This window comes from Klebsiella spallanzanii (assembly GCF_902158555.1).
Classification (GTDB): Bacteria; Pseudomonadota; Gammaproteobacteria; order Enterobacterales; family Enterobacteriaceae; genus Klebsiella; species Klebsiella spallanzanii.
In genome coordinates this window covers 62,634-84,809 of record NZ_CABGGS010000046.1, presented here as the reverse complement: position 1 = coordinate 84,809, position 22,176 = coordinate 62,634, and the positions used below count along the sequence as shown (strand labels likewise).

The 22,176-nt window shown below is 56.8% G+C and carries 26 protein-coding genes; 24 read left to right on the top strand and 2 right to left on the bottom strand.

Going from position 1 to position 22,176, the window contains the following annotated elements:
* The first annotated feature begins 472 nt into the window (after positions 1 to 472).
* The 21 genes from pduA (at position 473) to FN082_RS26790 (ending at position 17,243) form a co-directional block, all read left to right on the top strand.
* The gene (pduA, locus tag FN082_RS26890) at positions 473 to 754 is read left to right on the top strand and encodes a propanediol utilization microcompartment protein PduA (RefSeq protein WP_003030255.1); all 282 of its coding nucleotides are present in this window, start codon (positions 473 to 475) and stop codon (positions 752 to 754) included.
* The gene (pduB, locus tag FN082_RS26885; protein ID WP_004105122.1) at positions 754 to 1,566 is read left to right on the top strand and encodes a propanediol utilization microcompartment protein PduB; all 813 of its coding nucleotides are present in this window, start codon (positions 754 to 756) and stop codon (positions 1,564 to 1,566) included. Before pduA ends, pduB begins: the two co-directional genes overlap by 1 nt.
* Before the next feature lie 18 nt (positions 1,567 to 1,584).
* A complete protein-coding gene (gene pduC / locus FN082_RS26880) occupies positions 1,585 to 3,249 on the top strand; it encodes a propanediol dehydratase large subunit PduC (protein ID WP_001256899.1) in 1,665 nt (554 codons plus the stop codon).
* 10 nt (positions 3,250 to 3,259) lie between these two features.
* Positions 3,260 to 3,934 carry a propanediol dehydratase medium subunit PduD gene (gene pduD, locus FN082_RS26875; protein WP_000405048.1) on the top strand — a complete coding sequence of 225 codons (675 nt, stop codon included), beginning with the start codon at positions 3,260 to 3,262 and terminating at the stop codon, positions 3,932 to 3,934.
* Positions 3,935 to 3,948: 14 nt separating this feature from the next.
* A complete protein-coding gene (gene pduE / locus FN082_RS26870; RefSeq protein ID WP_001090597.1) occupies positions 3,949 to 4,470 on the top strand; it encodes a propanediol dehydratase small subunit PduE in 522 nt (173 codons plus the stop codon).
* A gap of 15 nt (positions 4,471 to 4,485) precedes the next feature.
* Positions 4,486 to 6,318, top strand: coding sequence for a propanediol dehydratase reactivase alpha subunit PduG (pduG, locus tag FN082_RS26865; protein ID WP_139540139.1), 1,833 nt, complete (start codon positions 4,486 to 4,488; stop codon positions 6,316 to 6,318).
* Positions 6,308 to 6,658, top strand: a complete 351-nt coding sequence (gene pduH / locus FN082_RS26860) for a propanediol dehydratase reactivase beta subunit PduH (protein WP_058214705.1) — start codon at positions 6,308 to 6,310, stop codon at positions 6,656 to 6,658. Before pduG ends, pduH begins: the two co-directional genes overlap by 11 nt.
* Before the next feature lie 18 nt (positions 6,659 to 6,676).
* Positions 6,677 to 6,952, top strand: coding sequence for a propanediol utilization microcompartment protein PduJ (pduJ, locus tag FN082_RS26855; RefSeq protein ID WP_001057755.1), 276 nt, complete (start codon positions 6,677 to 6,679; stop codon positions 6,950 to 6,952).
* Between the two features lie 3 nt (positions 6,953 to 6,955).
* Positions 6,956 to 7,438, top strand: coding sequence for a propanediol utilization microcompartment protein PduK (gene pduK, locus FN082_RS26850; protein ID WP_139540140.1), 483 nt, complete (start codon positions 6,956 to 6,958; stop codon positions 7,436 to 7,438).
* On the top strand, positions 7,438 to 8,070 hold the full coding sequence (locus tag FN082_RS26845; RefSeq protein WP_139540141.1) for a phosphate propanoyltransferase: 633 nt from the start codon (positions 7,438 to 7,440) through the stop codon (positions 8,068 to 8,070). Before pduK ends, FN082_RS26845 begins: the two co-directional genes overlap by 1 nt.
* Positions 8,067 to 8,558 carry a propanediol utilization microcompartment protein PduM gene (pduM, locus tag FN082_RS26840; RefSeq protein WP_139540142.1) on the top strand — a complete coding sequence of 164 codons (492 nt, stop codon included), beginning with the start codon at positions 8,067 to 8,069 and terminating at the stop codon, positions 8,556 to 8,558. Before FN082_RS26845 ends, pduM begins: the two co-directional genes overlap by 4 nt.
* Positions 8,559 to 8,561: 3 nt before the next feature.
* The gene (gene pduN / locus FN082_RS26835; RefSeq protein WP_000549825.1) at positions 8,562 to 8,837 is read left to right on the top strand and encodes a propanediol utilization microcompartment protein PduN; all 276 of its coding nucleotides are present in this window, start codon (positions 8,562 to 8,564) and stop codon (positions 8,835 to 8,837) included.
* A 9-nt stretch (positions 8,838 to 8,846) separates the two neighbouring features.
* Positions 8,847 to 9,857 (top strand): two-domain cob(I)yrinic acid a,c-diamide adenosyltransferase PduO, encoded by a 1,011-nt coding sequence (gene pduO, locus FN082_RS26830; RefSeq protein ID WP_142982681.1) that lies wholly within the window; start codon positions 8,847 to 8,849, stop codon positions 9,855 to 9,857.
* Positions 9,854 to 11,245 carry a CoA-acylating propionaldehyde dehydrogenase PduP gene (gene pduP, locus FN082_RS26825; RefSeq protein ID WP_139540144.1) on the top strand — a complete coding sequence of 464 codons (1,392 nt, stop codon included), beginning with the start codon at positions 9,854 to 9,856 and terminating at the stop codon, positions 11,243 to 11,245. Before pduO ends, pduP begins: the two co-directional genes overlap by 4 nt.
* Positions 11,246 to 11,256: 11 nt before the next feature.
* Positions 11,257 to 12,369, top strand: a complete 1,113-nt coding sequence (gene pduQ, locus FN082_RS26820; protein ID WP_001091456.1) for a 1-propanol dehydrogenase PduQ — start codon at positions 11,257 to 11,259, stop codon at positions 12,367 to 12,369.
* Complete coding sequence (pduS, locus tag FN082_RS26815) at positions 12,366 to 13,721, top strand: cobalamin reductase PduS (protein WP_142982680.1); 1,356 nt, start codon at positions 12,366 to 12,368, stop codon at positions 13,719 to 13,721. The genes pduQ and pduS overlap by 4 nt, the downstream gene beginning before the upstream one ends.
* A 2-nt stretch (positions 13,722 to 13,723) precedes the next feature.
* Positions 13,724 to 14,278 carry a propanediol utilization microcompartment protein PduT gene (gene pduT, locus FN082_RS26810; protein WP_142982679.1) on the top strand — a complete coding sequence of 185 codons (555 nt, stop codon included), beginning with the start codon at positions 13,724 to 13,726 and terminating at the stop codon, positions 14,276 to 14,278.
* Positions 14,278 to 14,628 carry a propanediol utilization microcompartment protein PduU gene (gene pduU / locus FN082_RS26805; RefSeq protein ID WP_000441100.1) on the top strand — a complete coding sequence of 117 codons (351 nt, stop codon included), beginning with the start codon at positions 14,278 to 14,280 and terminating at the stop codon, positions 14,626 to 14,628. Before pduT ends, pduU begins: the two co-directional genes overlap by 1 nt.
* A gap of 4 nt (positions 14,629 to 14,632) precedes the next feature.
* Positions 14,633 to 15,085, top strand: a complete 453-nt coding sequence (pduV, locus tag FN082_RS26800; RefSeq protein WP_000826277.1) for a propanediol utilization protein PduV — start codon at positions 14,633 to 14,635, stop codon at positions 15,083 to 15,085.
* Positions 15,070 to 16,284 carry an acetate/propionate family kinase gene (locus FN082_RS26795; protein WP_142982678.1) on the top strand — a complete coding sequence of 405 codons (1,215 nt, stop codon included), beginning with the start codon at positions 15,070 to 15,072 and terminating at the stop codon, positions 16,282 to 16,284. Before pduV ends, FN082_RS26795 begins: the two co-directional genes overlap by 16 nt.
* Before the next feature lie 92 nt (positions 16,285 to 16,376).
* Positions 16,377 to 17,243, top strand: a complete 867-nt coding sequence (locus tag FN082_RS26790) for an L-threonine kinase (protein WP_142982677.1) — start codon at positions 16,377 to 16,379, stop codon at positions 17,241 to 17,243.
* 204 nt (positions 17,244 to 17,447) lie between these two features.
* Here the strand turns inward: FN082_RS26790 and cobD are convergent, their stop codons facing one another.
* Positions 17,448 to 18,527 (bottom strand): threonine-phosphate decarboxylase CobD, encoded by a 1,080-nt coding sequence (gene cobD / locus FN082_RS26785; RefSeq protein WP_142982676.1) that lies wholly within the window; start codon positions 18,525 to 18,527, stop codon positions 17,448 to 17,450.
* Positions 18,528 to 18,544: 17 nt separating this feature from the next.
* Positions 18,545 to 19,798, bottom strand: a complete 1,254-nt coding sequence (gene amiC, locus FN082_RS26780; RefSeq protein WP_142463313.1) for an N-acetylmuramoyl-L-alanine amidase AmiC — start codon at positions 19,796 to 19,798, stop codon at positions 18,545 to 18,547.
* Positions 19,799 to 20,025: 227 nt separating this feature from the next.
* Here amiC and argA point away from each other — a divergent pair, with 227 nt between their 5' ends.
* From argA to FN082_RS30060, 3 genes are all read left to right on the top strand, one after another.
* Positions 20,026 to 21,357 carry an amino-acid N-acetyltransferase gene (gene argA, locus FN082_RS26775; RefSeq protein ID WP_139540149.1) on the top strand — a complete coding sequence of 444 codons (1,332 nt, stop codon included), beginning with the start codon at positions 20,026 to 20,028 and terminating at the stop codon, positions 21,355 to 21,357.
* A gap of 150 nt (positions 21,358 to 21,507) precedes the next feature.
* Positions 21,508 to 21,822 (top strand): hypothetical protein, encoded by a 315-nt coding sequence (locus FN082_RS26770; RefSeq protein ID WP_139540150.1) that lies wholly within the window; start codon positions 21,508 to 21,510, stop codon positions 21,820 to 21,822.
* Positions 21,823 to 21,864: 42 nt separating this feature from the next.
* Entirely contained in the window at positions 21,865 to 22,176 is a 312-nt protein-coding gene (locus FN082_RS30060; protein ID WP_208431175.1) for a hypothetical protein, read from the top strand.

Below are 22,176 nucleotides of genomic sequence, written 5' to 3'. Positions count from 1 at the left end.
AGTAGAGTACAACGGTCATCACTATATGAACTCCCTTCCGAAAATTGTTGGCAACCTGCTGGCGGTATTGCCGGAAAATTCGGGCATCAATAACAAATTATTGCCATTAAATAAGCGAAGATGGCACTTGTCACGCGTAGCTTTTACAATTATCAAGCCCTCACAACATGCAAAAATATTGCTAAAACCAACTCATCGTTTTCCAACAAACATCACAAATCAGTTTTTTTTCGCATAGCAGACAAAATTAAAAACGTCATGAACAATTTTGTAAATATGGAATATACAAAACAAAATAATCACATTAATTTAAATTAAAAAACACATATAAATCAGCAAATTAAAACTCAATATGACAATTTTATATTATTGAATACCCACTATTTTTTCACCATCAAATCCAAGTCAGCCATTCTTTTTCCTCGCATCTTCTTATAGTCCCAACTATCGGAACACTCCATGCGAGGTCTTTATGCAACAAGAAGCACTAGGAATGGTAGAAACCAAAGGCTTAACCGCAGCCATAGAGGCCGCTGATGCAATGGTTAAATCGGCCAATGTGATGTTAGTGGGCTATGAAAAGATTGGCTCCGGGCTGGTAACCGTCATTGTGCGCGGCGATGTTGGCGCGGTAAAAGCGGCCACCGATGCTGGGGCTGCGGCCGCACGCAACGTGGGTGAAGTGAAAGCCGTACACGTCATCCCACGCCCTCACACCGATGTAGAAAAAATCTTACCGAAGGGAATTAGCTAATGAGCAGCAATGAGCTGGTTGAACAGATCATGGCGCAGGTGATTGCCCGTGTGGCAACGCCGGAACAGCAGGCCATCCCTACTGAAAACCACCCAATACGAGAGACGGCTATGGCAGAAAAAAGCTGCAGTTTAACGGAATTTGTCGGGACCGCCATTGGCGACACCCTTGGCCTGGTTATCGCTAACGTCGATACCGCCCTGCTGGATGCGATGAAGCTTGAGAAGCGCTATCGCTCCATCGGCATTCTCGGCGCCCGCACCGGCGCAGGCCCACACATTATGGCGGCGGACGAAGCGGTGAAAGCCACCAATACCGAAGTGGTCAGCATTGAGTTGCCGCGCGATACCAAAGGCGGCGCGGGCCACGGTTCGCTGATTATTTTAGGCGGCAACGACGTTTCCGACGTCAAACGCGGTATCGAAGTCGCGCTGAAAGAGCTAGACCGCACCTTCGGTGATGTTTACGGCAACGAAGCCGGACATATCGAGCTGCAGTACACCGCTCGCGCCAGCTACGCGCTGGAAAAAGCGTTCGGCGCGCCGATTGGCCGCGCCTGCGGCATTATCGTCGGCGCTCCGGCTTCCGTAGGCGTACTGATGGCCGATACCGCGCTGAAGTCAGCCAACGTTGAAGTCGTGGCGTACAGCTCTCCGGCGCACGGCACCAGCTTTAGTAACGAAGCTATTCTGGTGATTTCCGGCGACTCCGGCGCGGTCCGCCAGGCGGTGACCTCCGCCCGCGAAATCGGCAAAACCGTCCTTGCGACCCTCGGTTCTGAACCGAAAAACGATCGCCCGTCCTACATCTGATACCCACGAGGCTGATTCATGAGATCGAAAAGATTTGAAGCACTGGCGAAACGCCCTGTGAATCAGGACGGCTTCGTTAAGGAGTGGATCGAAGAAGGCTTTATCGCGATGGAAAGCCCGAACGATCCAAAACCGTCGATTAAAATCGTTAACGGCGCGGTGACCGAGTTGGACGGAAAACCGGTTAGCGAATTCGACCTGATCGACCACTTTATTGCCCGCTACGGTATCAACCTGAACCGCGCCGAAGAAGTGATGGCGATGGATTCGGTCAAGCTGGCCAATATGCTGTGCGATCCTAACGTCAAGCGCAGCGAAATCGTTCCGCTGACCACCGCCATGACCCCGGCGAAAATTGTTGAAGTGGTTTCGCATATGAACGTCGTCGAAATGATGATGTCGATGCAAAAAATGCGCGCTCGCCGCACGCCGTCTCAGCAGGCGCACGTCACCAACGTCAAGGATAACCCAGTGCAAATCGCCGCCGACGCCGCCGAAGGCGCATGGCGCGGGTTTGACGAACAAGAAACCACGGTTGCGGTAGCACGCTACGCGCCGTTCAACGCCATCGCGCTGTTGGTCGGCTCTCAGGTTGGTCGTCCGGGCGTACTGACGCAGTGCTCCCTGGAAGAAGCCACCGAGCTGAAGCTCGGTATGTTGGGCCACACCTGCTACGCCGAAACCATCTCCGTTTACGGCACCGAGCCGGTCTTCACCGATGGTGACGATACGCCATGGTCGAAAGGCTTCTTAGCCTCTTCCTACGCCTCTCGCGGCCTGAAAATGCGCTTCACCTCCGGCTCCGGATCCGAAGTGCAGATGGGCTACGCCGAAGGCAAATCCATGCTGTATCTGGAAGCGCGCTGCATCTATATCACCAAAGCGGCTGGCGTTCAGGGGCTGCAAAACGGCTCCGTAAGCTGTATCGGCGTACCGTCTGCCGTGCCGTCAGGCATTCGTGCCGTGCTGGCGGAAAACCTGATCTGCTCGTCACTGGATCTGGAATGCGCCTCCAGTAACGACCAGACCTTCACTCACTCCGATATGCGTCGTACCGCGCGCCTGCTGATGCAGTTCCTGCCGGGTACCGACTTTATCTCCTCTGGTTATTCCGCGGTGCCGAACTACGACAACATGTTCGCCGGTTCCAACGAAGATGCGGAAGACTTTGACGACTACAACGTTATCCAGCGTGACCTGAAAGTGGACGGCGGTCTGCGCCCGGTTCGCGAAGAGGACGTTATCGCCATCCGTAACAAAGCCGCCCGCGCGCTGCAGGCCGTGTTTGCCGGAATGGGACTACCGCCGATTACCGATGAAGAAGTTGAAGCCGCGACCTATGCCCACGGTTCGAAAGATATGCCGGAGCGTAACATCGTCGAAGACATCAAGTTCGCCCAGGAAATCATCAATAAAAACCGCAACGGTCTGGAAGTCGTTAAAGCGCTGGCGCAGGGCGGGTTTACCGACGTGGCCCAGGACATGCTCAACATCCAGAAAGCCAAGCTAACCGGCGACTATTTGCACACCTCCGCCATTATCGTCGGCGACGGACAAGTGCTCTCTGCGGTTAATGACGTCAATGACTATGCCGGTCCGGCAACAGGTTATCGCCTGCAGGGAGAACGCTGGGAAGAGATTAAAAACATCCCTGGCGCTCTTGATCCCAACGAGATTGATTAAGGGGTGAGAAATGGAAATTAATGAAAAATTGCTGCGCCAGATAATTGAAGACGTGCTCCGCGATATGAAGGGCAGCGATAAACCCGTCTCGTTTAATGCGCCTGCGGCATCCACAGCACCACAGACCGCTGCGCCTGCGGGCGACGGCTTTCTGACCGAAGTGGGCGAAGCGCGCCAGGGCACTCAGCAGGACGAAGTCATTATCGCCGTCGGCCCGGCATTTGGCCTGGCGCAAACCGTCAATATCGTGGGCTTACCGCATAAGAGCATTCTGCGCGAAGTCATTGCCGGTATTGAAGAAGAAGGCATCAAGGCGCGCGTGATTCGCTGCTTTAAATCTTCCGACGTGGCGTTCGTCGCCGTTGAAGGTAACCGCCTGAGCGGCTCCGGCATCTCCATCGGCATCCAGTCGAAAGGCACTACGGTTATCCACCAGCAGGGGCTACCGCCGCTCTCCAACCTGGAGCTGTTCCCGCAGGCACCGCTGCTGACGCTGGAAACCTACCGTCAGATTGGTAAAAACGCCGCCCGCTATGCGAAACGCGAATCACCGCAGCCGGTCCCTACGCTGAATGACCAGATGGCACGCCCGAAGTACCAGGCAAAGTCGGCCATTTTGCACATTAAAGAGACCAAGTACGTCGTGACGGGCAAAAACCCGCAGGAACTGCGCGTGGCGCTTTGATAAAGGATAACTCCATGAATACCGACGCAATTGAATCGATGGTCCGGGACGTATTGAGCCGCATGAACAGTCTGCAGGGCGATGCGCCAGCAGCGGCTCCTGCGGCAGGCGGCACGTCCCGCAGCGCAAAGGTCAGCGACTACCCGCTGGCGAACAAACACCCGGAATGGGTGAAAACCGCCACCAATAAAACGCTGGACGACTTTACGCTGGAAAACGTGCTGAGCAATAAAGTCACCGCTCAGGATATGCGTATTACCCCGGAAACCCTGCGCTTACAGGCTTCTATCGCCAAGGACGCAGGCCGCGACCGGCTGGCGATGAACTTTGAACGCGCCGCCGAACTGACCGCGGTACCGGACGATCGCATTCTGGAAATCTACAACGCCCTTCGTCCGTATCGTTCAACGAAAGAAGAGCTGCTCGCTATCGCCGACGATCTCGAAAACCGTTATCAGGCAAAGATTTGCGCAGCTTTCGTTCGTGAAGCGGCAGGGCTGTACGTTGAGCGTAAAAAACTCAAAGGCGACGATTAATTACAGGGGTATGTGATGCGATATATAGCTGGCATTGATATCGGCAACTCATCGACGGAAGTCGCCCTGGCGACTCTGAATGAGGCTGGCGCGCTGACAATCACCCACAGCGCGCTGGCGGAAACCACCGGAATCAAAGGCACGTTGCGTAACGTGTTCGGGATTCAGGAAGCACTTTCCCTCGTTGCAAAACGCGCGGGGATCAATGTCAGCGATATTTCGCTCATTCGCATTAACGAAGCCACGCCGGTCATTGGCGATGTGGCGATGGAGACAATTACCGAAACCATCATCACCGAATCGACAATGATTGGCCATAACCCAAAAACGCCGGGCGGAGTAGGCCTTGGTGTGGGTATCACGATTACGCCGGAGGAGCTGTTAACCCGCCCGGCGGACTCGTCCTATATTCTGGTGGTATCGTCAGCCTTTGATTTTGCCGATATCGCCAATGTTATCAACGCCTCAATGCGCGCCGGATACCAGATTACCGGCGTCATTTTGCAGCGCGACGATGGCGTACTGGTCAGCAACCGGCTGGAAAAATCGCTACCGATTGTCGATGAAGTTCTGTACATCGACCGCATTCCGCTGGGGATGCTGGCGGCGATTGAAGTCGCCGTGCCGGGAAAGGTTATCGAAACCCTCTCTAACCCTTACGGCATCGCCACCGTATTTAATCTCAACGCCGATGAGACGAAAAACATCGTTCCGATGGCGCGCGCGCTGATCGGCAACCGTTCCGCCGTGGTGGTTAAAACGCCATCCGGCGACGTCAAAGCTCGTGCGATACCCGCCGGTAACCTGGAACTGCAGGCGCAGGGCCGAACCGTGCGCGTGGATGTCGCCGCCGGTGCCGAAGCCATCATGAAAGCAGTGGACGGCAGCGGTAAGCTCGACAACGTCACCGGCGAGGCCGGGACCAATATCGGCGGCATGCTGGAGCACGTGCGCCAGACCATGGCCGAACTGACCAACAAGCCCAGCAGTGAGATTTTCATTCAGGATCTACTGGCCGTTGACACCTCGGTTCCGGTGAGCGTCACCGGCGGTCTGGCCGGGGAGTTCTCGCTGGAGCAGGCCGTCGGCATCGCCTCGATGGTGAAATCAGACCGTCTGCAAATGGCGATGATTGCCCGTGAAATTGAGCAGAAGCTTAATATCGACGTGCAGATCGGCGGCGCTGAGGCTGAAGCCGCCATTCTGGGCGCGCTAACCACGCCGGGCACCACCCGACCACTGGCGATCCTTGACCTCGGCGCGGGCTCCACCGATGCCTCCATCATCAACCCTAAAGGCGAAATCATCGCCACCCATCTCGCCGGGGCAGGCGACATGGTCACGATGATTATTGCCCGCGAGCTGGGGCTGGAAGACCGCTATCTGGCGGAAGAGATCAAAAAATACCCGCTGGCTAAGGTCGAAAGTCTGTTCCACTTACGCCACGAGGACGGCAGCGTCCAGTTCTTCCCGACGCCGCTGCCTCCCGCCGTGTTCGCCCGCGTCTGCGTGGTGAAACCGGACGAACTGGTGCCGCTTCCCGGCGATTTAGCGCTGGAGAAGGTGCGCGCCATTCGCCGCAGCGCTAAAGAACGCGTCTTCGTCACCAACGCCCTGCGTGCGCTGCGTCAGGTCAGTCCAACCGGCAACATTCGCGATATTCCGTTCGTGGTGCTGGTCGGCGGCTCGTCGCTGGATTTCGAAGTTCCGCAGCTGGTCACCGATGCGCTGGCGCACTACCGCCTGGTCGCCGGGCGAGGAAATATTCGTGGTAGCGAAGGCCCAAGAAACGCGGTGGCCACCGGCCTGATTCTCTCCTGGCACAAGGAATTTGCATATGGACAGTAATCACAGCGCCCCGGCTATCGTCATTACCGTTATCAGCGACTGCGCCAGCCTCTGGCACGAAGTGCTGCTGGGTATCGAAGAGGAAGGCATCCCTTTCCTGCTTCAGCATCACCCGGCTGGAGATGTCGTTGACAGCGCCTGGCAGGCGGCGCGCAGCTCGCCGCTGCTGGTTGGCATTGCCTGCGATCGACACTCGCTGGTCGTGCATTACAAGAATTTACCCGCATCGGCGCCGCTTTTTACGCTGATGCATCATCAGGACAGTCAGGCCCATCGCAATACCGGTAATAACGCGGCACGGCTGGTCAAAGGGATCCCTTTTCGGGATCTCCATGCTTAATCACAGGAGAACGGCAGTATGAATAACGCACTGGGACTGGTTGAAACAAAAGGGCTGGTCGGCGCCATTGAAGCCGCCGATGCAATGGTTAAATCCGCCAACGTACAGCTGGTGGGCTACGAAAAAATTGGTTCTGGCCTGGTTACCGTCATGGTTCGCGGCGATGTCGGCGCGGTTAAAGCAGCCGTAGATGCAGGCAGCGCGGCGGCAAGCGTCGTGGGTGAAGTGAAATCCTGCCACGTTATCCCGCGTCCGCACAGCGATGTTGAGGCCATTTTACCGAAATCAGCCTAATCGATGGCAAATAAGGAGCACCGCGTGAAGCAATCACTGGGATTACTTGAAGTTTGTGGTCTGGCACTGGCTATCAGCTGCGCCGATATCATGGCGAAATCCGCTTCTATCACGCTGCTCGCCCTCGAAAAGACCAATGGTTCAGGCTGGATGGTGATTAAAATTACCGGTGATGTGGCCTCCGTTCAGGCGGCTATCACCACCGGTGCGCATTTCGCCGAACAGCGGAATGGCCTGGTGGCCCACAAGGTTATCGCCAGGCCCGGAGAAGGGATCCTGCTCGCAGAGACGCCCCCACCCTCCGTCATTGAACCTGAGCCTGAAGAGTCAGAGATAGCTGATGTCGTTTCTGAGGTGCCAGCAGAAGAGGCCCCGCAGGAATCAGAACTGGTCAGTTGCAACCTGTGTCTGGATCCAAAATGTCCTCGCCAGAAGGGCGAACCTCGCACGCTTTGCATTCATCCCGGTAAGCGAGGTGAAGCGTAATGGATAAAGAGCTTCTGCAATCAACGGTCAGTAAAGTTCTTGATGAGATGCGCCTGCGGCCTATCCCGCTGGGCGTCTCAAACCGTCATATCCACCTGTCCGCACAGGATTATGAGCGGCTGTTTCCCGGCCATCCCATCAGCGAGAAAAAAGCGCTGCTGCAGCCGGGACAATACGCCGCGGAGCAAACCGTCACCCTGGTGGGACCGAAAGGGCAGCTCAAAAATGTGCGCCTGCTCGGTCCACTGCGCTCGGTAAGCCAGGTGGAAATTTCGCGTACCGATGCGAGAACGCTGGGGATTGCCGCGCCTCTGAAAATGTCCGGCAACCTGAAGGGGACGCCGGGCATCCGCCTGGTCAGCCCCTTTGCCGAACTGGAGCTACCTTCCGGGGTTATCGTCGCGCAGCGGCATATCCATATGTCGCCGCTTGATGCGCTGATCCTGCGGGTTTCCCACGGCGATATGGTTTCAGTGGCGATTGAAGGCGACGATCGCGGGCTGATTTTCAACAACGTGGCGATTCGCGTTTCACCGGACATGCGCCTCGAAATGCACATTGATACCGATGAAGCCAACGCCGCTGGTGCCGATAACCCGCAGGCCTTTGCCCGACTGGTGGGCCCGCGATGAACGGCGAAACTCTGCAGCGCATTGTCGAGGAGATTGTCTCCCGGCTGCAGCGCCGTGCCCAGAGCACGGCGACGCTGAGCGTTACGCAACTTCGCGATGCCGACTGTCCAGCACTGTTCTGTCAGCACGCGTCGCTGCGCATCCTGCTCGTCGACCTGCCGCTGCTGGGTCAGCTTGCGGATGCAGAAACCGACGATGCCGCAGCCCGGAAAATTCACGACGCGCTGGCGTTTGGCATCCGCGTACAGCTCAGCCTGCACAACCAGCTGCTGCCGGGTATCCCGGTAAAAAAACTGGCTCGTCTGCCGCTGGTATTCACCGACGAGCACGGACTGCCGCTGGTTCTGCATGCGGGTTCGGTGCTGAGCTATCGCGATGTCGCGCTGCTAAGCCGGGGGCGTGTGGTTGTCCACCGCAAATGCATCGTGACCGCCATGGCGCGTGACGCGGCAAATGCGCGGAATATTCAATTAATTAAGCAGGAGTAAATCATGCATCTGGCACGAGTCACGGGCGCGGTTGTCTCCACGCAAAAATCACCTTCTTTGATTGGGAAAAAGCTGCTGCTGGTGCGTCGGGTCAGCGCCGATGGCGAACTCCCCGCCTCGCCTACCTCCGGCGATGAAGTGGCCGTGGACTCCGTCGGCGCGGGCGTCGGCGAACTGGTTTTGCTCAGCGGCGGCTCCAGCGCCAGGCACGTTTTTTCCGGGCCAAATGAGGCCATCGACCTCGCCGTTGTCGGCATTGTAGATACGCTTTCGCGTTAAGGGGCGGTTATGGCGATTTATACCCGAACAGGTGACGCTGGCACCACATCACTGTTTACCGGCCAGCGGGTGAGCAAAACCCACCCGCGGGTTGAAGCCTACGGCACGCTGGATGAGCTGAACGCCGCGCTGAGCCTGTGCGCCTGCGCCGCTGCGGATGAAAATCACCGCACCTTACTCGAGGCCATCCAGCAGCAACTTTTTTGGTTTAGCGCAGAGCTGGCCAGCGACAGCGAGCAGCCGTCGCCCAAACAGCGCTACATCAGCAGCGAAGAGATTTCGGCCCTGGAAGCCGCTATCGATCGGGCAATGGCCCGCGTCGAACCGCTGCACAGCTTTATTTTACCCGGACGCTGCGAAGCCGCGAGCCGATTACATTTTGCCCGCACGCTGGCGCGCCGCGCCGAACGCCGTCTGGTTGAACTGGCAACTGAAGTCAACGTACGCCAGGTGCTGATGCGCTACATCAACCGCTTATCGGACTGCCTGTACGCCCTGGCCCGCGCGGAAGATAGCGATGCGCACCAGGCCAACATCATCCGTGAAGTTAGCAAGCGCTATCTGGCTGCCAGCCAGCCGACCCGCAGCAAGGAGACAACGCCCGTGGCCCTCTCATTCCACGATCTGCACCAGCTCACCCGCGCCGCCGTTGAACGCGCGCAGCAACTGCAGGTTCCGGTAGTCGTCAGCATCGTTGACGCGCACGGCACGGAAACTGTGACCTGGCGGATGCCGAACGCCCTGCTGGTCAGCAGCGAACTGGCGCCGAAAAAGGCCTGGACCGCAGTGGCGATGAAAACGGCGACCCATGAGCTGAGCGATGTCGTTCAGCCGGGCGCGGCGCTTTATGGCCTGGAAAGTCATTTACAGGGAAAAGTAGTCACCTTTGGCGGCGGTTACGCCCTATGGCGCGACGGCTTATTAATTGGGGGTCTTGGCATCAGCGGCGGCAGCGTTGAGCAGGACATGGATATAGCACAGACCGCCATCGCGGCCATTAACGTGGGAACTCATCAATGAATACTTCTGAACTCGAAACCCTGATTCGCACCATTCTTAGTGAACAATTAACACCAGCGCAAACGCCGAGCCAGCCTCAGAGCAAAGGGATTTTCCAGTCCGTGAGCGAGGCCATCGACGCCGCGCATCAGGCGTTCTTACGTTATCAGCAGTGTCCGCTGAAAACCCGCAGCGCTATCATCAGCGCGATGCGTCAGGAGCTGACGCCGCTGCTGGCTGCTCTGGCAGAGGAGAGCGCCAATGAAACGGGAATGGGCAACAAAGAAGATAAATTCCTCAAGAACAAGGCTGCGCTGGACAACACGCCGGGCGTAGAAGACCTCACCACCACCGCGCTGACCGGTGACGGCGGCATGGTGCTCTTTGAATACTCGCCGTTTGGCGTCATCGGTTCGGTCGCCCCAAGCACCAACCCGACGGAAACCATCATCAATAACAGCATCAGCATGTTGGCGGCGGGCAATAGTATTTACTTTAGCCCGCATCCGGGCGCGAAAAAGGTCTCTCTGAAGCTGATTAGCCTGATTGAAGAGATTGCCTTCCGCTGCTGCGGCATCCGCAATCTGGTGGTGACTGTAGCTGAACCCACCTTCGAAGCGACCCAGCAGATGATGGCCCACCCGCGCATCGCAGTACTGGCGATTACCGGTGGTCCGGGCATTGTGGCAATGGGCATGAAGAGCGGTAAGAAGGTGATTGGCGCGGGCGCGGGTAACCCACCCTGCATAGTCGATGAAACGGCAGACCTGGTGAAAGCGGCGGAAGATATCATTAACGGCGCGTCATTCGATTACAACCTGCCCTGCATTGCCGAGAAGAGCCTGATCGTAGTGGAGAGCGTCGCCGAGCGTCTGGTGCAGCAAATGCAAACCTTCGGTGCGCTGCTGCTAAGCCCTGCCGATACCGACAAACTCCGCGCCGCCTGCCTGCCAGAAGGCCAGGCGAATAAAAAACTGGTCGGCAAGAGCCCATCGGCCATGCTGGAAGCCGCCGGGATCGCTGTCCCTGCAAAAGCGCCGCGTCTGCTGATTGCGCTGGTTAACGCTGACGATCCGTGGGTCACCAGCGAACAATTGATGCCGATGCTGCCGGTGGTGAAAGTCAGCGATTTCGATAGCGCGCTGGCGCTGGCCCTGAAGGTTGAAGAGGGGTTGCATCACACCGCGATCATGCACTCGCAGAACGTGTCACGCCTGAACCTCGCGGCCCGCACGCTGCAAACCTCGATATTCGTCAAAAACGGCCCCTCTTATGCCGGGATCGGCGTCGGCGGCGAAGGCTTTACCACCTTCACTATCGCCACGCCAACCGGTGAAGGGACCACGTCAGCGCGTACTTTTGCCCGCTCCCGGCGCTGCGTGCTGACCAACGGCTTTTCTATTCGCTAACCGAGGTCGCGATGAATACCTTCTCACTACAAACGCGGTTGTACAGCGGTCAGGGCAGCCTGGCGGTGCTCAAGCGCTTTACCAATAAGCACATCTGGATAATCTGCGATGGTTTTCTGGCGCGCTCTCCGCTGCTGGATACCCTGCGTAACGCGCTGCCCGCAGATAACCGCATCAGCGTCTTTAGCGAGATAACGCCGGACCCCACCATCCACACAGTGGTTCAGGGCATTGCGCAAATGCAGGCTCTGCAACCGCAGGTGGTGATCGGTTTTGGCGGCGGCTCGGCAATGGACGCGGCGAAAGCGATTGTCTGGTTTAGCCAGCAGAGCGGGATCAACATCGAAACCTGCGTGGCGATCCCGACCACCAGCGGCACCGGTTCGGAAGTCACCAGCGCCTGCGTAATTAGCGACCCGGATAAAGGCATCAAGTACCCGCTGTTCAACAATGCGCTGTATCCGGATATGGCGATCCTTGACCCGGAGCTGGTGGTCAGCGTTCCGCCGCAGATTACCGCCAACACCGGTATGGACGTGCTGACCCACGCCCTGGAGGCCTGGGTGTCACCGCACGCCAGCGATTTTACCGACGCGCTGGCGGAAAAAGCCGCCAAACTGGTGTTCCAGTATCTGCCCACGGCGGTGGAAAAAGGCGACTGCGTAGCGACGCGCGGGAAAATGCACAATGCTTCAACGCTGGCGGGGATGGCATTCAGCCAGGCGGGACTGGGTCTTAACCACGCGATAGCCCACCAGCTTGGCGGACAGTTTCATCTGCCGCACGGGCTGGCCAATGCGCTGCTGCTCACGACGGTGATCCGCTTTAACGCGGGTGACCCGCGCGCCGCCAAACGCTACGCGCGAATGGCCAAAGCCTGCGGTTTTTGCCCGGCAGAAGCCAATGACGTTGCGGCGATCAATGCGCTGATTCAGCAAATCGAACTGCTTAAGCAACGCTGCGCCCTTCCCTCACTGGCCGTTGCGCTTAAAGAAGGAAGATCCGACTTTTCCGCACGCATTCCAGCGATGGTGCAGGCTGCGCTGGCTGACGTTACGCTGCGCACTAACCCGCGCCCGGCCAGCGCCGAGGAAATTCGTGAACTGCTGGAGGAACTGCTATGAGTACCGCCGTCAACGCCGTTGAAATGTCTCATAGCGCTGATGAAATTCGCGAGCGCGTTCGCGCAGCGGGCGTTGTGGGTGCGGGCGGCGCAGGTTTTCCCGCTCACGTCAAACTACAGGCGCAGGTAGAGATTTTTCTGGTGAACGCCGCCGAGTGTGAACCGATGCTCAAAGTTGACCAGCAACTGATGTGGCAGCAGGCCGCGCGTCTTGTCCGCGGCGTGCAGTACGCGATGACGGCAACCGGCGCGCGCGAAGGGGTGATAGCCCTGAAAGAAAAATACCGCCGGGCCATCGACGCGCTCACCCCGCAGCTGCCAGCCGGTATCCGCCTGCATATCCTGCCGGATGTTTATCCTGCGGGCGATGAGGTGCTGACTATCTGGATGGCAACCGGCCGCCGGGTCGCCCCGGCTGCGCTACCGGCCAGCGTCGGCGTGGTCGTCAATAACGTGCAAACGGTGCTGAATATTGCCCGGGCGGTCGAGCAGCAGTTTCCGGTCACTCGTCGCACGTTGACCGTGAACGGCGCGGTCGCCAGACCGTTGACCGTTACCGTTCCTATCGGCATGTCACTGCATGAAGTGCTGGCGCTGGCGGGCGGCGCAACGGTCGACGACCCTGGTTTTATTAACGGCGGCCCGATGATGGGGGGCCTGATTACCTCTCTTGATAATCCGGTGACGAAAACTACCGGCGGCCTGCTGGTGCTCCCCAAAAGCCATCCGCTTATCCAGCGGAGAATGCAGGACGAGCGCACGGTGCTTTCCGTCGCGCGCACCGTCTGCGAACAGTGCCGACTGTGTACCGATCTCTGTCCGCGACACCTGATCGGCCACGAACTCTCTCCGCACCTGCTGGTGCGGGCGGTGAACTTTCATCAGGCGGCCACGCCGCAGCTGCTGCTGAGCGCCCTTACCTGCTCGGAATGCAACGTTTGTGAAAGCGTGGCCTGCCCGGTGGGGATCTCGCCGATGCGCATCAACCGCATGTTAAAACGCGAGCTGCGGGCGCAAAATCAGCGCTACGAAGGGCCACTGAATCCAGCCGACGAAATGGCGAAATATCGCCTGGTGCCGGTGAAGCGGCTGATCGCCAAACTGGGACTAAGCCCCTGGTACCAGGAAGCGCCGCTGGTTGAAGAAGAACCGTCAGTAGAAAAAGTCACTTTGCAGCTGCGCCAGCATATTGGTGCCAGCGCAGTACCGACTGTTGCCGTCGGCGAGCGCGTGACGCGCGGACAGTGCGTTGCCGATGTCCCGCCTGGCGCGCTCGGCGCACCCGTTCACGCCAGCATCGACGGCATTGTTTCGGCCATCAGCGAACAGGCCATCACGGTTGTAAGAGGTTAACCATGTCTCAGGCTATAGGAATTTTAGAACTCACCAGCATCGCCAAAGGCATGGAGCTTGGTGATGCAATGCTGAAAAGCGCCAACGTCGATCTACTGGTCAGCAAGACCATCTGCCCAGGTAAGTTTTTACTGATGCTGGGCGGCGATATCGGCGCGCTCCAGCAGGCCATTGAAACCGGCACGTCGCTGGCCGGCGAGATGCTCGTCGACAGCATGGTGCTGGCGAACATCCATCCCAGCATTCTCCCGGCTATGAGCGGCCTGAACAGCGTCGAAAAACGCCAGGCGGTCGGCATCGTCGAAACCTGGAGCGTGGCGGCCTGTATCAGCGCCGCGGACCGGGCGGTGAAAGCCTCAAACGTCACCCTGGTAAGAGTGCATATGGCCTTCGGCATCGGCGGTAAGTGCTACATGGTGGTGGCGGGCGACGTTTCTGACGTCAATAACGCCGTGACGGTTGCCAGCGAAAGTGCGGGCGAAAAAGGGCTGCTGGTTTACCGTTCGGTGATCCCGCGCCCGCATGAAGCCATGTGGCGACAGATGGTGGAGGGATAATGGAAAGACAACCGACAACGGATCGCATGATTCAGGAATACGTGCCGGGGAAACAGGTCACCCTCGCGCACCTGATTGCTAATCCTGGGAAAGATCTCTTTAAGAAGCTGGGCCTGCCGGATGCGGTTTCCGCCATTGGCATCCTTACCATCACGCCGAGCGAAGCGTCGATTATCGCCTGCGATATCGCCACTAAATCCGGCGCGGTGGAAATTGGTTTTCTCGATCGCTTTACCGGTGCGGTGGTGCTGACCGGCGACGTTTCTGCTGTGGAATATGCCCTCAAGCAGGTGACGCGCACGCTGGGCGAGATGATGCAATTCACCACCTGTTCGATTACCCGGACGTAAGCCAATGAAGCGTTTGATGTTTATCGGCCCCAGCCAGTGCGGGAAAACCTCGCTGACCCAAAGCCTACGCGGCGAAGCGCTCCATTATAAGAAAACCCAGGCCATTGAATGGTCGCCGATGGCCATCGACACGCCGGGCGAGTACCTGGAGAACCGCTGCCTGTACAGCGCCCTGCTAACCAGCGCCTGCGAGGCCGACGTTATCGCCCTGGTGCTGAATGCCGACGCCCAGTGGTCGCCCTTTTCTCCGGGTTTTACCGCCCCGATGAACCGACCGACGATTGGCCTGGTCACCAAGGCCGATCTGGCCGAGCCGCAGCGTATTTCGCTGGTTGCGGAATGGCTTACGCAGGCTGGCGCACAGCAGATTTTTATTACCAGCGCGCTGAATAACTCGGGTCTCGACGCCGTGCTGGATTTTCTGAATTCGAAGGAACCTTTATGTCTTACAAAATAATGGCCATTAACGCCGGCAGCTCATCGTTAAAATTCCAGTTGCTGGAAATGCCGCAGGGCGAGACGCTCTGCCAGGGACTGATTGAACGTATCGGTATGGCAAACGCCCAGGTCACTATCAAAACCCCGGAGCAGAAATGGCAGGAGTCGGCGCCGATCGCCGATCATCGCGAAGCCGTTACTCTGCTGCTGGAAAAGCTTCTTGGCTATCGCATTATTAACAGTTTGCAGGATATCGACGGCGTCGGTCACCGCGTGGCGCACGGCGGGGAACGTTTTAAAGATTCGACACCGGTCACCGATGAAACCTTAGCGGAAATTGAACGCCTGGCGGAACTCGCTCCGCTACATAACCCGGTTAACGCGCTGGGCATTAAAGTCTTCCGCCAGCTGTTGCCCGATGCACCGTCGGTGGCGGTGTTTGATACCGCTTTTCACCAGACGCTGGATGAGCGCGCGTTTATCTATCCGCTGCCCTGGCGTTACTACAGCGAGCTGGGCATTCGCCGCTACGGCTTCCACGGCACCAGCCATAAGTACGTGAGCGCGACGCTGGCTGAGAAGCTGGGCGTGCCGCTGAGCGCGCTGCGCGTAGTGTGCTGCCATCTCGGTAACGGCAGCAGCGTTTGCGCGATCAAAGGCGGGCGTTCGGTGAATACCTCGATGGGCTTTACGCCGCAGTCCGGCGTGATGATGGGCACCCGCAGCGGCGATATCGACCCGTCGATTTTACCGTGGCTGGCGCTGCATGAAGGTAAAACCCCGGAGCAGCTCAACCAGCTACTGAATAACGAATCTGGCCTGCTTGGCGTTTCCGGCGTCTCGCACGATTATCGCGATGTCGAACAAGCCTCTGATGGCGGTAATCAACGGGCAACCCTGGCGCTGACGCTGTTTGCCGAGCGCATTCGCGCCACCATCGGCAGCTATATCATGCAGATGGGCGGCCTGGACGCGCTGATTTTTACCGGCGGTATAGGTGAAAACTCGGCCCGCGCCAGAAGTGCAATCTGCCACAACCTGAATTTTCTCGGGCTGTCGGTCGATGAAGAGAAAAACCAGCACAACGCCACCTTTATTCAGACCGAAAATGCGGTAGTCAAAGTGGCGGTCATTAATACCAATGAAGAGCTGATGATTGCCCGTGACGTTATGCGCCTCGCGCTGCCTGAAGCGCAGACGTTAACCGTTTCAGCCTGAGTTCGCCGCCCGGCAAATTGCGGTGAATCATGGAAATAGCGGGATCGGCATGACACTATGCGCCCTGGCAATCTGAGCAAAGGGTAATAAACGTGGCTGTTGCGCAATGCCCCGCCTCCTGCGGCGAACTCATCCAGGGCTGGATCCTCGGCAGCGAAAAGCTGGTCTCCTGCCCCGTTGACTGGTACAGCACCGTCGAGGTGGACTACGGTTCACCTCGCACGGATGAGCGTCCGCTTTCACGGGCAATGGTCGACAGGTTGCTAAACTACTGGCGCTATCCGGCAGAGCTGAGCAAAGAGATTCGTATCGACATTTGCTCCACCATTCCGGTCGCCAAAGGTATGGCCAGCAGCACTGCGGATATCGCCGCAACGGCGGTAGCTACCGCGCATCATCTTGGTCACCCGCTGGATGAAACTACCCTCGCCCAGCTTTGTGTTTCACTGGAGCCCACCGACAGCACCCTGTTCCGTCAGCTTACATTGTTTGACCACAACACCGCCGAAACGCAAATTGCCTGTTGTTCTCAGCCTAAACTCGATCTGCTGGTGCTTGAAAGCCCGGAAACGCTACTGACCACCGATTATCACCGTCTTCCCCGGCTTGAAAAACTGCACGCTCATTCTGCCGCCCTGCAACAGGCATGGGGAAAAATTCAACAGGCCTGTGAGACGGATAATCCGCGACGGATGGGTGAGGCTGCGACGCTCAGCGCCATCGCCAGCCAGCACCTGCTGCCAAAACCGGGATTTGATGCGCTGTTGGCGCTGGTAGAAGAGTGCGATTTATACGGCCTGAACGTGGCGCACAGCGGCAGCGTGGTCGGCCTGATGCTCGACCGCGAACGTCACAATATTGAGTATTTGCAGCGGCGGCTGGAAGAGAAGCGGCTTACCGAATCCTGGCCTGAGCAGCACCTGCTGCGCATGGTGCAGGGCGGCGTCAAATTGCGCTAGCGCCAGCACTCTCCTGTTGCCCTATTTCCCGGAGGTGGCGCTCGACGCGCCTGTCCGGGCTACCTGTCCGTAGACGGCTGTAAAATCGTAGCCGGGGAGCACATTCCCCGGATTGCGGCGTAAACGCCTTACCCGGGCTACCGACTGTAAAACCGTAGCCTGGTCAGCGCAGCGCCACCGGGAAACCCACAGATCTTAGAGTTTCTACCCGCTAAATACCTGCCTGAAAGCCGCCAGAAGCTGCGTATTTTCCTGCTGGCTGCGAATGGCAACGCGGAAGTAGCGCCCGTCGAGCCCCGGATAGTTGGCGCAGTTGCGGATCAGTATATGCTGTTGCAGCATAGCGTATTGCAGATCAAGGTCCGGCACGTCGCAGCGTAAAAACAGATAGTTTGCCTGACCTGGATAGACCGTCAGGCCGGGAATATGGCGCAGTTGATGGTAAAAGCGCTTCCCCTCTTCCTCCAGCCACCGCCAGGTTTTCTGCTGATAAGCGCTATCCTGAAGAATAATCTCCCCCGCCAGCGCGGCAAAGGCGTTAATCGACCACGGCATCTGACGCTCGCGCATTCGCGCGACCGCCCGTTCATCACTATTCACCAGATACCCCAGACGCAGACCGGGAATAGCATAAAACTTAGTGAGCGAACGCAGCACCCATACGTGCGGGTTATCGCGCAGAAGCGGAATAAACCCCGACTCGTCGGGAATAAAATCGATAAACGCTTCATCAAGAATCAGCGAGATTTCCAGCAACCTACAACGCTCAGCAATTAACGCCAGAAGACGGCTATCGGGTAGCAGGCCGGTAGGGTTGTTCGGCGTACAGAGGAATAAACAGTCCAGATCCGGCGTCAGGGCGTCGAGGATGGCCCCGGTGAGCTGCCAGCCATCCTCCTCACGCAGCAGAAACTCCCGTACCTCGCAGTCAACCGACTGCAGCGCGCGGCGATACTCGGCGAAACCGGGAGTAACGATCATCGCCTGACGGGGCTTCAGACCCTGGACGAGCGTAAAGATCGCTTCGGTTTCGCCGTTTCCGGCAAGGATCCATGAGGCAGGGATACGGTGGTGTTCCGCCAGCGCAAGATGCAGTTGCTGGTACTCAACGTCAGGGTAGCGCTCGGCACAGGCCATATTGTCAATGATGCCGCGTTTTAAGCTTTCCGGCATCCCCAGCGGATTAATATTGGCGCTAAAATCCAATAGCTGTTCCGCAGAGATACCCAATAGCGCAGCGGCCTCGCGGATGTTGCCGCCGTGCGCGCTCTTCAGTAGAGCCATTTACCTTTCCTGTTGCGTTACCCTCGCCTTGCCAGCGTCGCGCCGTCGGCGAAGTAGGCTTTTATCCCTGCCAGAATCGACTCTGCAACTTCCTGCTGGAATTTCGCCGTTTTCAATTTACGCTCTTCTTCGATGTTACTGATAAACGCGGTTTCCACCAGAATCGATGGAATATCCGGCGCTTTCAGCACCGCGAAGCCCGCCTGCTCAACACGGTTCTTGTGCAGGTTATTAATATTACCCATTTTTTCCAGCACCGCCTTACCGAATTTCAGGCTGTCGGCGATGGTAAGCGACTGCACCATGTCAAACATCGTATGGTCGACGTAGCGATCGCCGCTTTTGCTTACGCCGCCAATCAGATCCGAGGCATTCTGGGTCTGCGCCAGATATTTAGCTGCGGTACTGGTGGCCCCTTTGGTTGACAGGGCAAACACCGACGAGCCGCTGGGCTGACGGCTGGTAAATGCATCGGCGTGAATGGAAACGAACAGGTCAGCGCGCTGCTTTTGCGCTTTGGCGACGCGAACCTTCAACGGGATAAAGACATCCTCGTTGCGGGTCATATAGACCTTCATATTGCCCTCTTTCTCGATCAGCGCACGCAGCCGTCGGGCAATCTGTAGCACCACGTCTTTCTCGCGGGTGTGATATTTCCCCACCGCGCCGGAGTCTTCACCGCCATGGCCGGGATCGAGCATGATAACAATTGGCCGATCGCGCCCGGCTTTACCCGGTTTCGGCCCGCTCTCCGCAGGCGGTACCTGCCGCTGCAGATCGCCTTTATTGTAATCTTCCAGCAGCGCCAGCAGCGGATCCTGCACATCGGTGGCGTTGGAGGGGTAGAGATCCATGACCAGACGCTCTTTAAAACCAGCAACCGGGGCAAGAGCAAACAGCTGCGGTTTCACATTCTGTTTTAACTCGAACACCATACGCACGGTCTGCGGATCGAACTGACCCACGCGGGCGGATTGAATATAAGGATCGTCGCCACGAATCTGGCTTCCCATGCCTTTGAGCACGGAATTGAGGTTAACCCCTTCCAGATCAACAACCAGTCGTTCGGGATTGCTGAGCGCAAACTGCCGATATTTCAGGATATGGTTGGACTCCACGGTGACGCGCGTGTAGGTCGACGATGGCCAGACGCGTACGGCAACCACCTGCGCCGCAGCCGCCAGCCCAACCGGACTCACACTCATTAACCACATGGCGCCCGCCCCTTGTAAAAAACGGCGGCGGCTTAATCCTGACTTGTATCCCGACATGCCACTCCCAAGCAATAAAAACGCATTCGTATTTAAAACAAACAGATTGACCAGAAACTTTAACGAAAGGCGTATAACCTGTCATCTATAAAAGGGTAAACAATCTTTGACACCCTGATTTAGCTCACACTGCTTTCTCGGCTCACCGGCAAATTGGGGCTTGCGTTTGCCGACGAAACAGAATAAAAATACAGTAATTACGAATAATCATGCATTGAGGTTGTGTCATGGTGAAGGAACGTCGCACCGAACTGGTAGAGGGATTCCGCCATTCTGTTCCCTATATTAACGCCCATCGGGGTAAAACGTTTGTCATCATGCTGGGCGGAGAAGCCATCGAGCATGATAATTTCTCAAGTATTGTCAATGATATAGGTTTGCTTCACAGCCTGGGCATTCGCCTGGTCGTCGTCTATGGCGCGCGCCCGCAGATTGACGCCAATCTGGCGGAACATCACCACGAGCCGGTTTATCACAAACAAACCCGAGTGACTGACGCCAAAACTCTCGAACTGGTTAAGCAGGCTGCGGGTATGCTGCAGCTGGAAATTACGGCTCGCCTGTCAATGAGCCTCAACAACACGCCGTTGCAGGGTGCCCACATCAACGTGGTCAGCGGCAACTTCCTGATCGCGCAGCCGCTAGGGGTTGATGACGGCGTAGATTACTGCCACAGCGGGCGTATTCGACGCATTGATGAAGAAGCCATTCACCGCCAGCTGGATAACGGTGCGATTGTGCTGATGGGCCCGGTTGCGGTGTCGGTCACCGGCGAAAGCTTTAACCTGACCTCCGAAGAGATTGCCACCCAGCTGGCGATTAAGCTCAAAGCCGAGAAGATGATCGGCTTCTGCTCGTCGCAAGGGGTCTTCAACCAGAATGGCGATATCGTCTCCGAACTGTTCCCCAACGAAGCCCAGGCGCGAGTGGAGGAGATGGAAGCGGATGAAGACTACAGCTCCGGTACGGTTCGCTTCCTGCGCGGTGCGGTAAAAGCCTGCCGCAGCGGCGTACGTCGCTGTCATTTGATCAGCTATCAGGAAAACGGCACCCTGCTGCAGGAGCTGTTCTCTCGAGACGGTATCGGTACCCAAATTGTGATGGAGAGCGCCGAGCAGATCCGTCGCGCTACCATCAACGATATCGGTGGGATCCTTGAGCTGATAAGCCCGCTCGAACAGCAGGGTATTCTGGTGCGTCGTTCACGCGAACAGCTGGAGATGGAAATCGACAAGTTCACCATTATTCAGCGCGATAACACCACCATCGCCTGCGCCGCGCTCTATCCGTTCCCGGAAGAGAAGATTGGTGAAATGGCCTGCGTAGCGGTGCATCCGGATTATCGTAGCTCATCACGCGGTGAAGTGCTGCTCGAGCGCATTGCGGCTCAGGCGAGACAAATGGGCCTGAGCAAACTGTTTGTACTGACGACCCGCAGCATTCACTGGTTCCAGGAGCGCGGCTTTACCCCGGTGGATGTCGACCTGCTACCGGAGAGCAAAAAAGAGATGTATAACTATCAGCGTCGCTCCAAAGTGTTGATGGCAGACCTGGCCTGATAAATTTATCCCCGGAAGCGCCTGCGTGACCGGGGAATATTATCCCGCGCTCAATACCCCCACTTATTTTTAATCACTTCCCCTGAAGGCTAGCCTCACTTATATTTAGGCATAACGGAATTAAAAATATAAGTACGGAGAGCGCCATTAATGAATCCCTCTGAAAACGGGTTTTCCCGCTACAGACGAAAAATTACCTTAATACTCTCTTTATATCCCTGGATACTCATGCTATCGGTCTTTCTCGATATCAGAGATAAGCCTGCGGGAGGATTTTTTAGCGCAGGAGCTACGGTTGCCCTGACGCTGGCTGGGCTGTCATTTATAAATTTTATCATTTCAATTATCTTTATCATTCTGATAAATGCATTTATCGCAACAAATGAAAAAGGGACCGCTGGTTATTTCTGGGCAATAAACTCTATTTCTTTATTATGGATGATTTTACCCATATTCAATCTCTGACCTTTTGATATCAATACAAAACACAAAGGATGTGAATTCATTATGAAGCAATCAGCAAACTGGTTTGTAAGAAATATAAAATTAATCGTCACCGTCATTTCACTTTATCCCTGGCTACTTGTTCTGCTGATGATGATCGGGAGCGGAGGCGCTTCTGGCAGCGCCTATGGCGCTGGGCTGTTTATTTTCTTTGTTTTCATGATGCTATCCGTCATTAACCTGGTGATTTCTTCCATTGTTATCGTGGTAGTCAACGTCTCAAACCCTCCCCTTCCAAAGGGTTCGGCGAAGTATTTCTTCGCCATGAATTCCATATCCCTGCTGTGGGTTATGCCTTTAGTTGCCCCCTATTAG

Coding starts and splice junctions, on each gene's coding strand:
- pduA (WP_003030255.1), top strand. CDS start 473: ATGCAACAAGAAGCACTAGGAATGGTAGAAACCAAAGGCTTAACCGCA.
- pduB (WP_004105122.1), top strand. CDS start 754: ATGAGCAGCAATGAGCTGGTTGAACAGATCATGGCGCAGGTGATTGCC.
- pduC (WP_001256899.1), top strand. CDS start 1,585: ATGAGATCGAAAAGATTTGAAGCACTGGCGAAACGCCCTGTGAATCAG.
- pduD (WP_000405048.1), top strand. CDS start 3,260: ATGGAAATTAATGAAAAATTGCTGCGCCAGATAATTGAAGACGTGCTC.
- pduE (WP_001090597.1), top strand. CDS start 3,949: ATGAATACCGACGCAATTGAATCGATGGTCCGGGACGTATTGAGCCGC.
- pduG (WP_139540139.1), top strand. CDS start 4,486: ATGCGATATATAGCTGGCATTGATATCGGCAACTCATCGACGGAAGTC.
- pduH (WP_058214705.1), top strand. CDS start 6,308: ATGGACAGTAATCACAGCGCCCCGGCTATCGTCATTACCGTTATCAGC.
- pduJ (WP_001057755.1), top strand. CDS start 6,677: ATGAATAACGCACTGGGACTGGTTGAAACAAAAGGGCTGGTCGGCGCC.
- pduK (WP_139540140.1), top strand. CDS start 6,956: ATGGCAAATAAGGAGCACCGCGTGAAGCAATCACTGGGATTACTTGAA.
- FN082_RS26845 (WP_139540141.1), top strand. CDS start 7,438: ATGGATAAAGAGCTTCTGCAATCAACGGTCAGTAAAGTTCTTGATGAG.
- pduM (WP_139540142.1), top strand. CDS start 8,067: ATGAACGGCGAAACTCTGCAGCGCATTGTCGAGGAGATTGTCTCCCGG.
- pduN (WP_000549825.1), top strand. CDS start 8,562: ATGCATCTGGCACGAGTCACGGGCGCGGTTGTCTCCACGCAAAAATCA.
- pduO (WP_142982681.1), top strand. CDS start 8,847: ATGGCGATTTATACCCGAACAGGTGACGCTGGCACCACATCACTGTTT.
- pduP (WP_139540144.1), top strand. CDS start 9,854: ATGAATACTTCTGAACTCGAAACCCTGATTCGCACCATTCTTAGTGAA.
- pduQ (WP_001091456.1), top strand. CDS start 11,257: ATGAATACCTTCTCACTACAAACGCGGTTGTACAGCGGTCAGGGCAGC.
- pduS (WP_142982680.1), top strand. CDS start 12,366: ATGAGTACCGCCGTCAACGCCGTTGAAATGTCTCATAGCGCTGATGAA.
- pduT (WP_142982679.1), top strand. CDS start 13,724: ATGTCTCAGGCTATAGGAATTTTAGAACTCACCAGCATCGCCAAAGGC.
- pduU (WP_000441100.1), top strand. CDS start 14,278: ATGGAAAGACAACCGACAACGGATCGCATGATTCAGGAATACGTGCCG.
- pduV (WP_000826277.1), top strand. CDS start 14,633: ATGAAGCGTTTGATGTTTATCGGCCCCAGCCAGTGCGGGAAAACCTCG.
- FN082_RS26795 (WP_142982678.1), top strand. CDS start 15,070: ATGTCTTACAAAATAATGGCCATTAACGCCGGCAGCTCATCGTTAAAA.
- cobD (WP_142982676.1), bottom strand. CDS start 18,527: ATGGCTCTACTGAAGAGCGCGCACGGCGGCAACATCCGCGAGGCCGCT.
- amiC (WP_142463313.1), bottom strand. CDS start 19,798: ATGTCGGGATACAAGTCAGGATTAAGCCGCCGCCGTTTTTTACAAGGG.
- argA (WP_139540149.1), top strand. CDS start 20,026: ATGGTGAAGGAACGTCGCACCGAACTGGTAGAGGGATTCCGCCATTCT.
- FN082_RS26770 (WP_139540150.1), top strand. CDS start 21,508: ATGAATCCCTCTGAAAACGGGTTTTCCCGCTACAGACGAAAAATTACC.
- FN082_RS30060 (WP_208431175.1), top strand. CDS start 21,865: ATGAAGCAATCAGCAAACTGGTTTGTAAGAAATATAAAATTAATCGTC.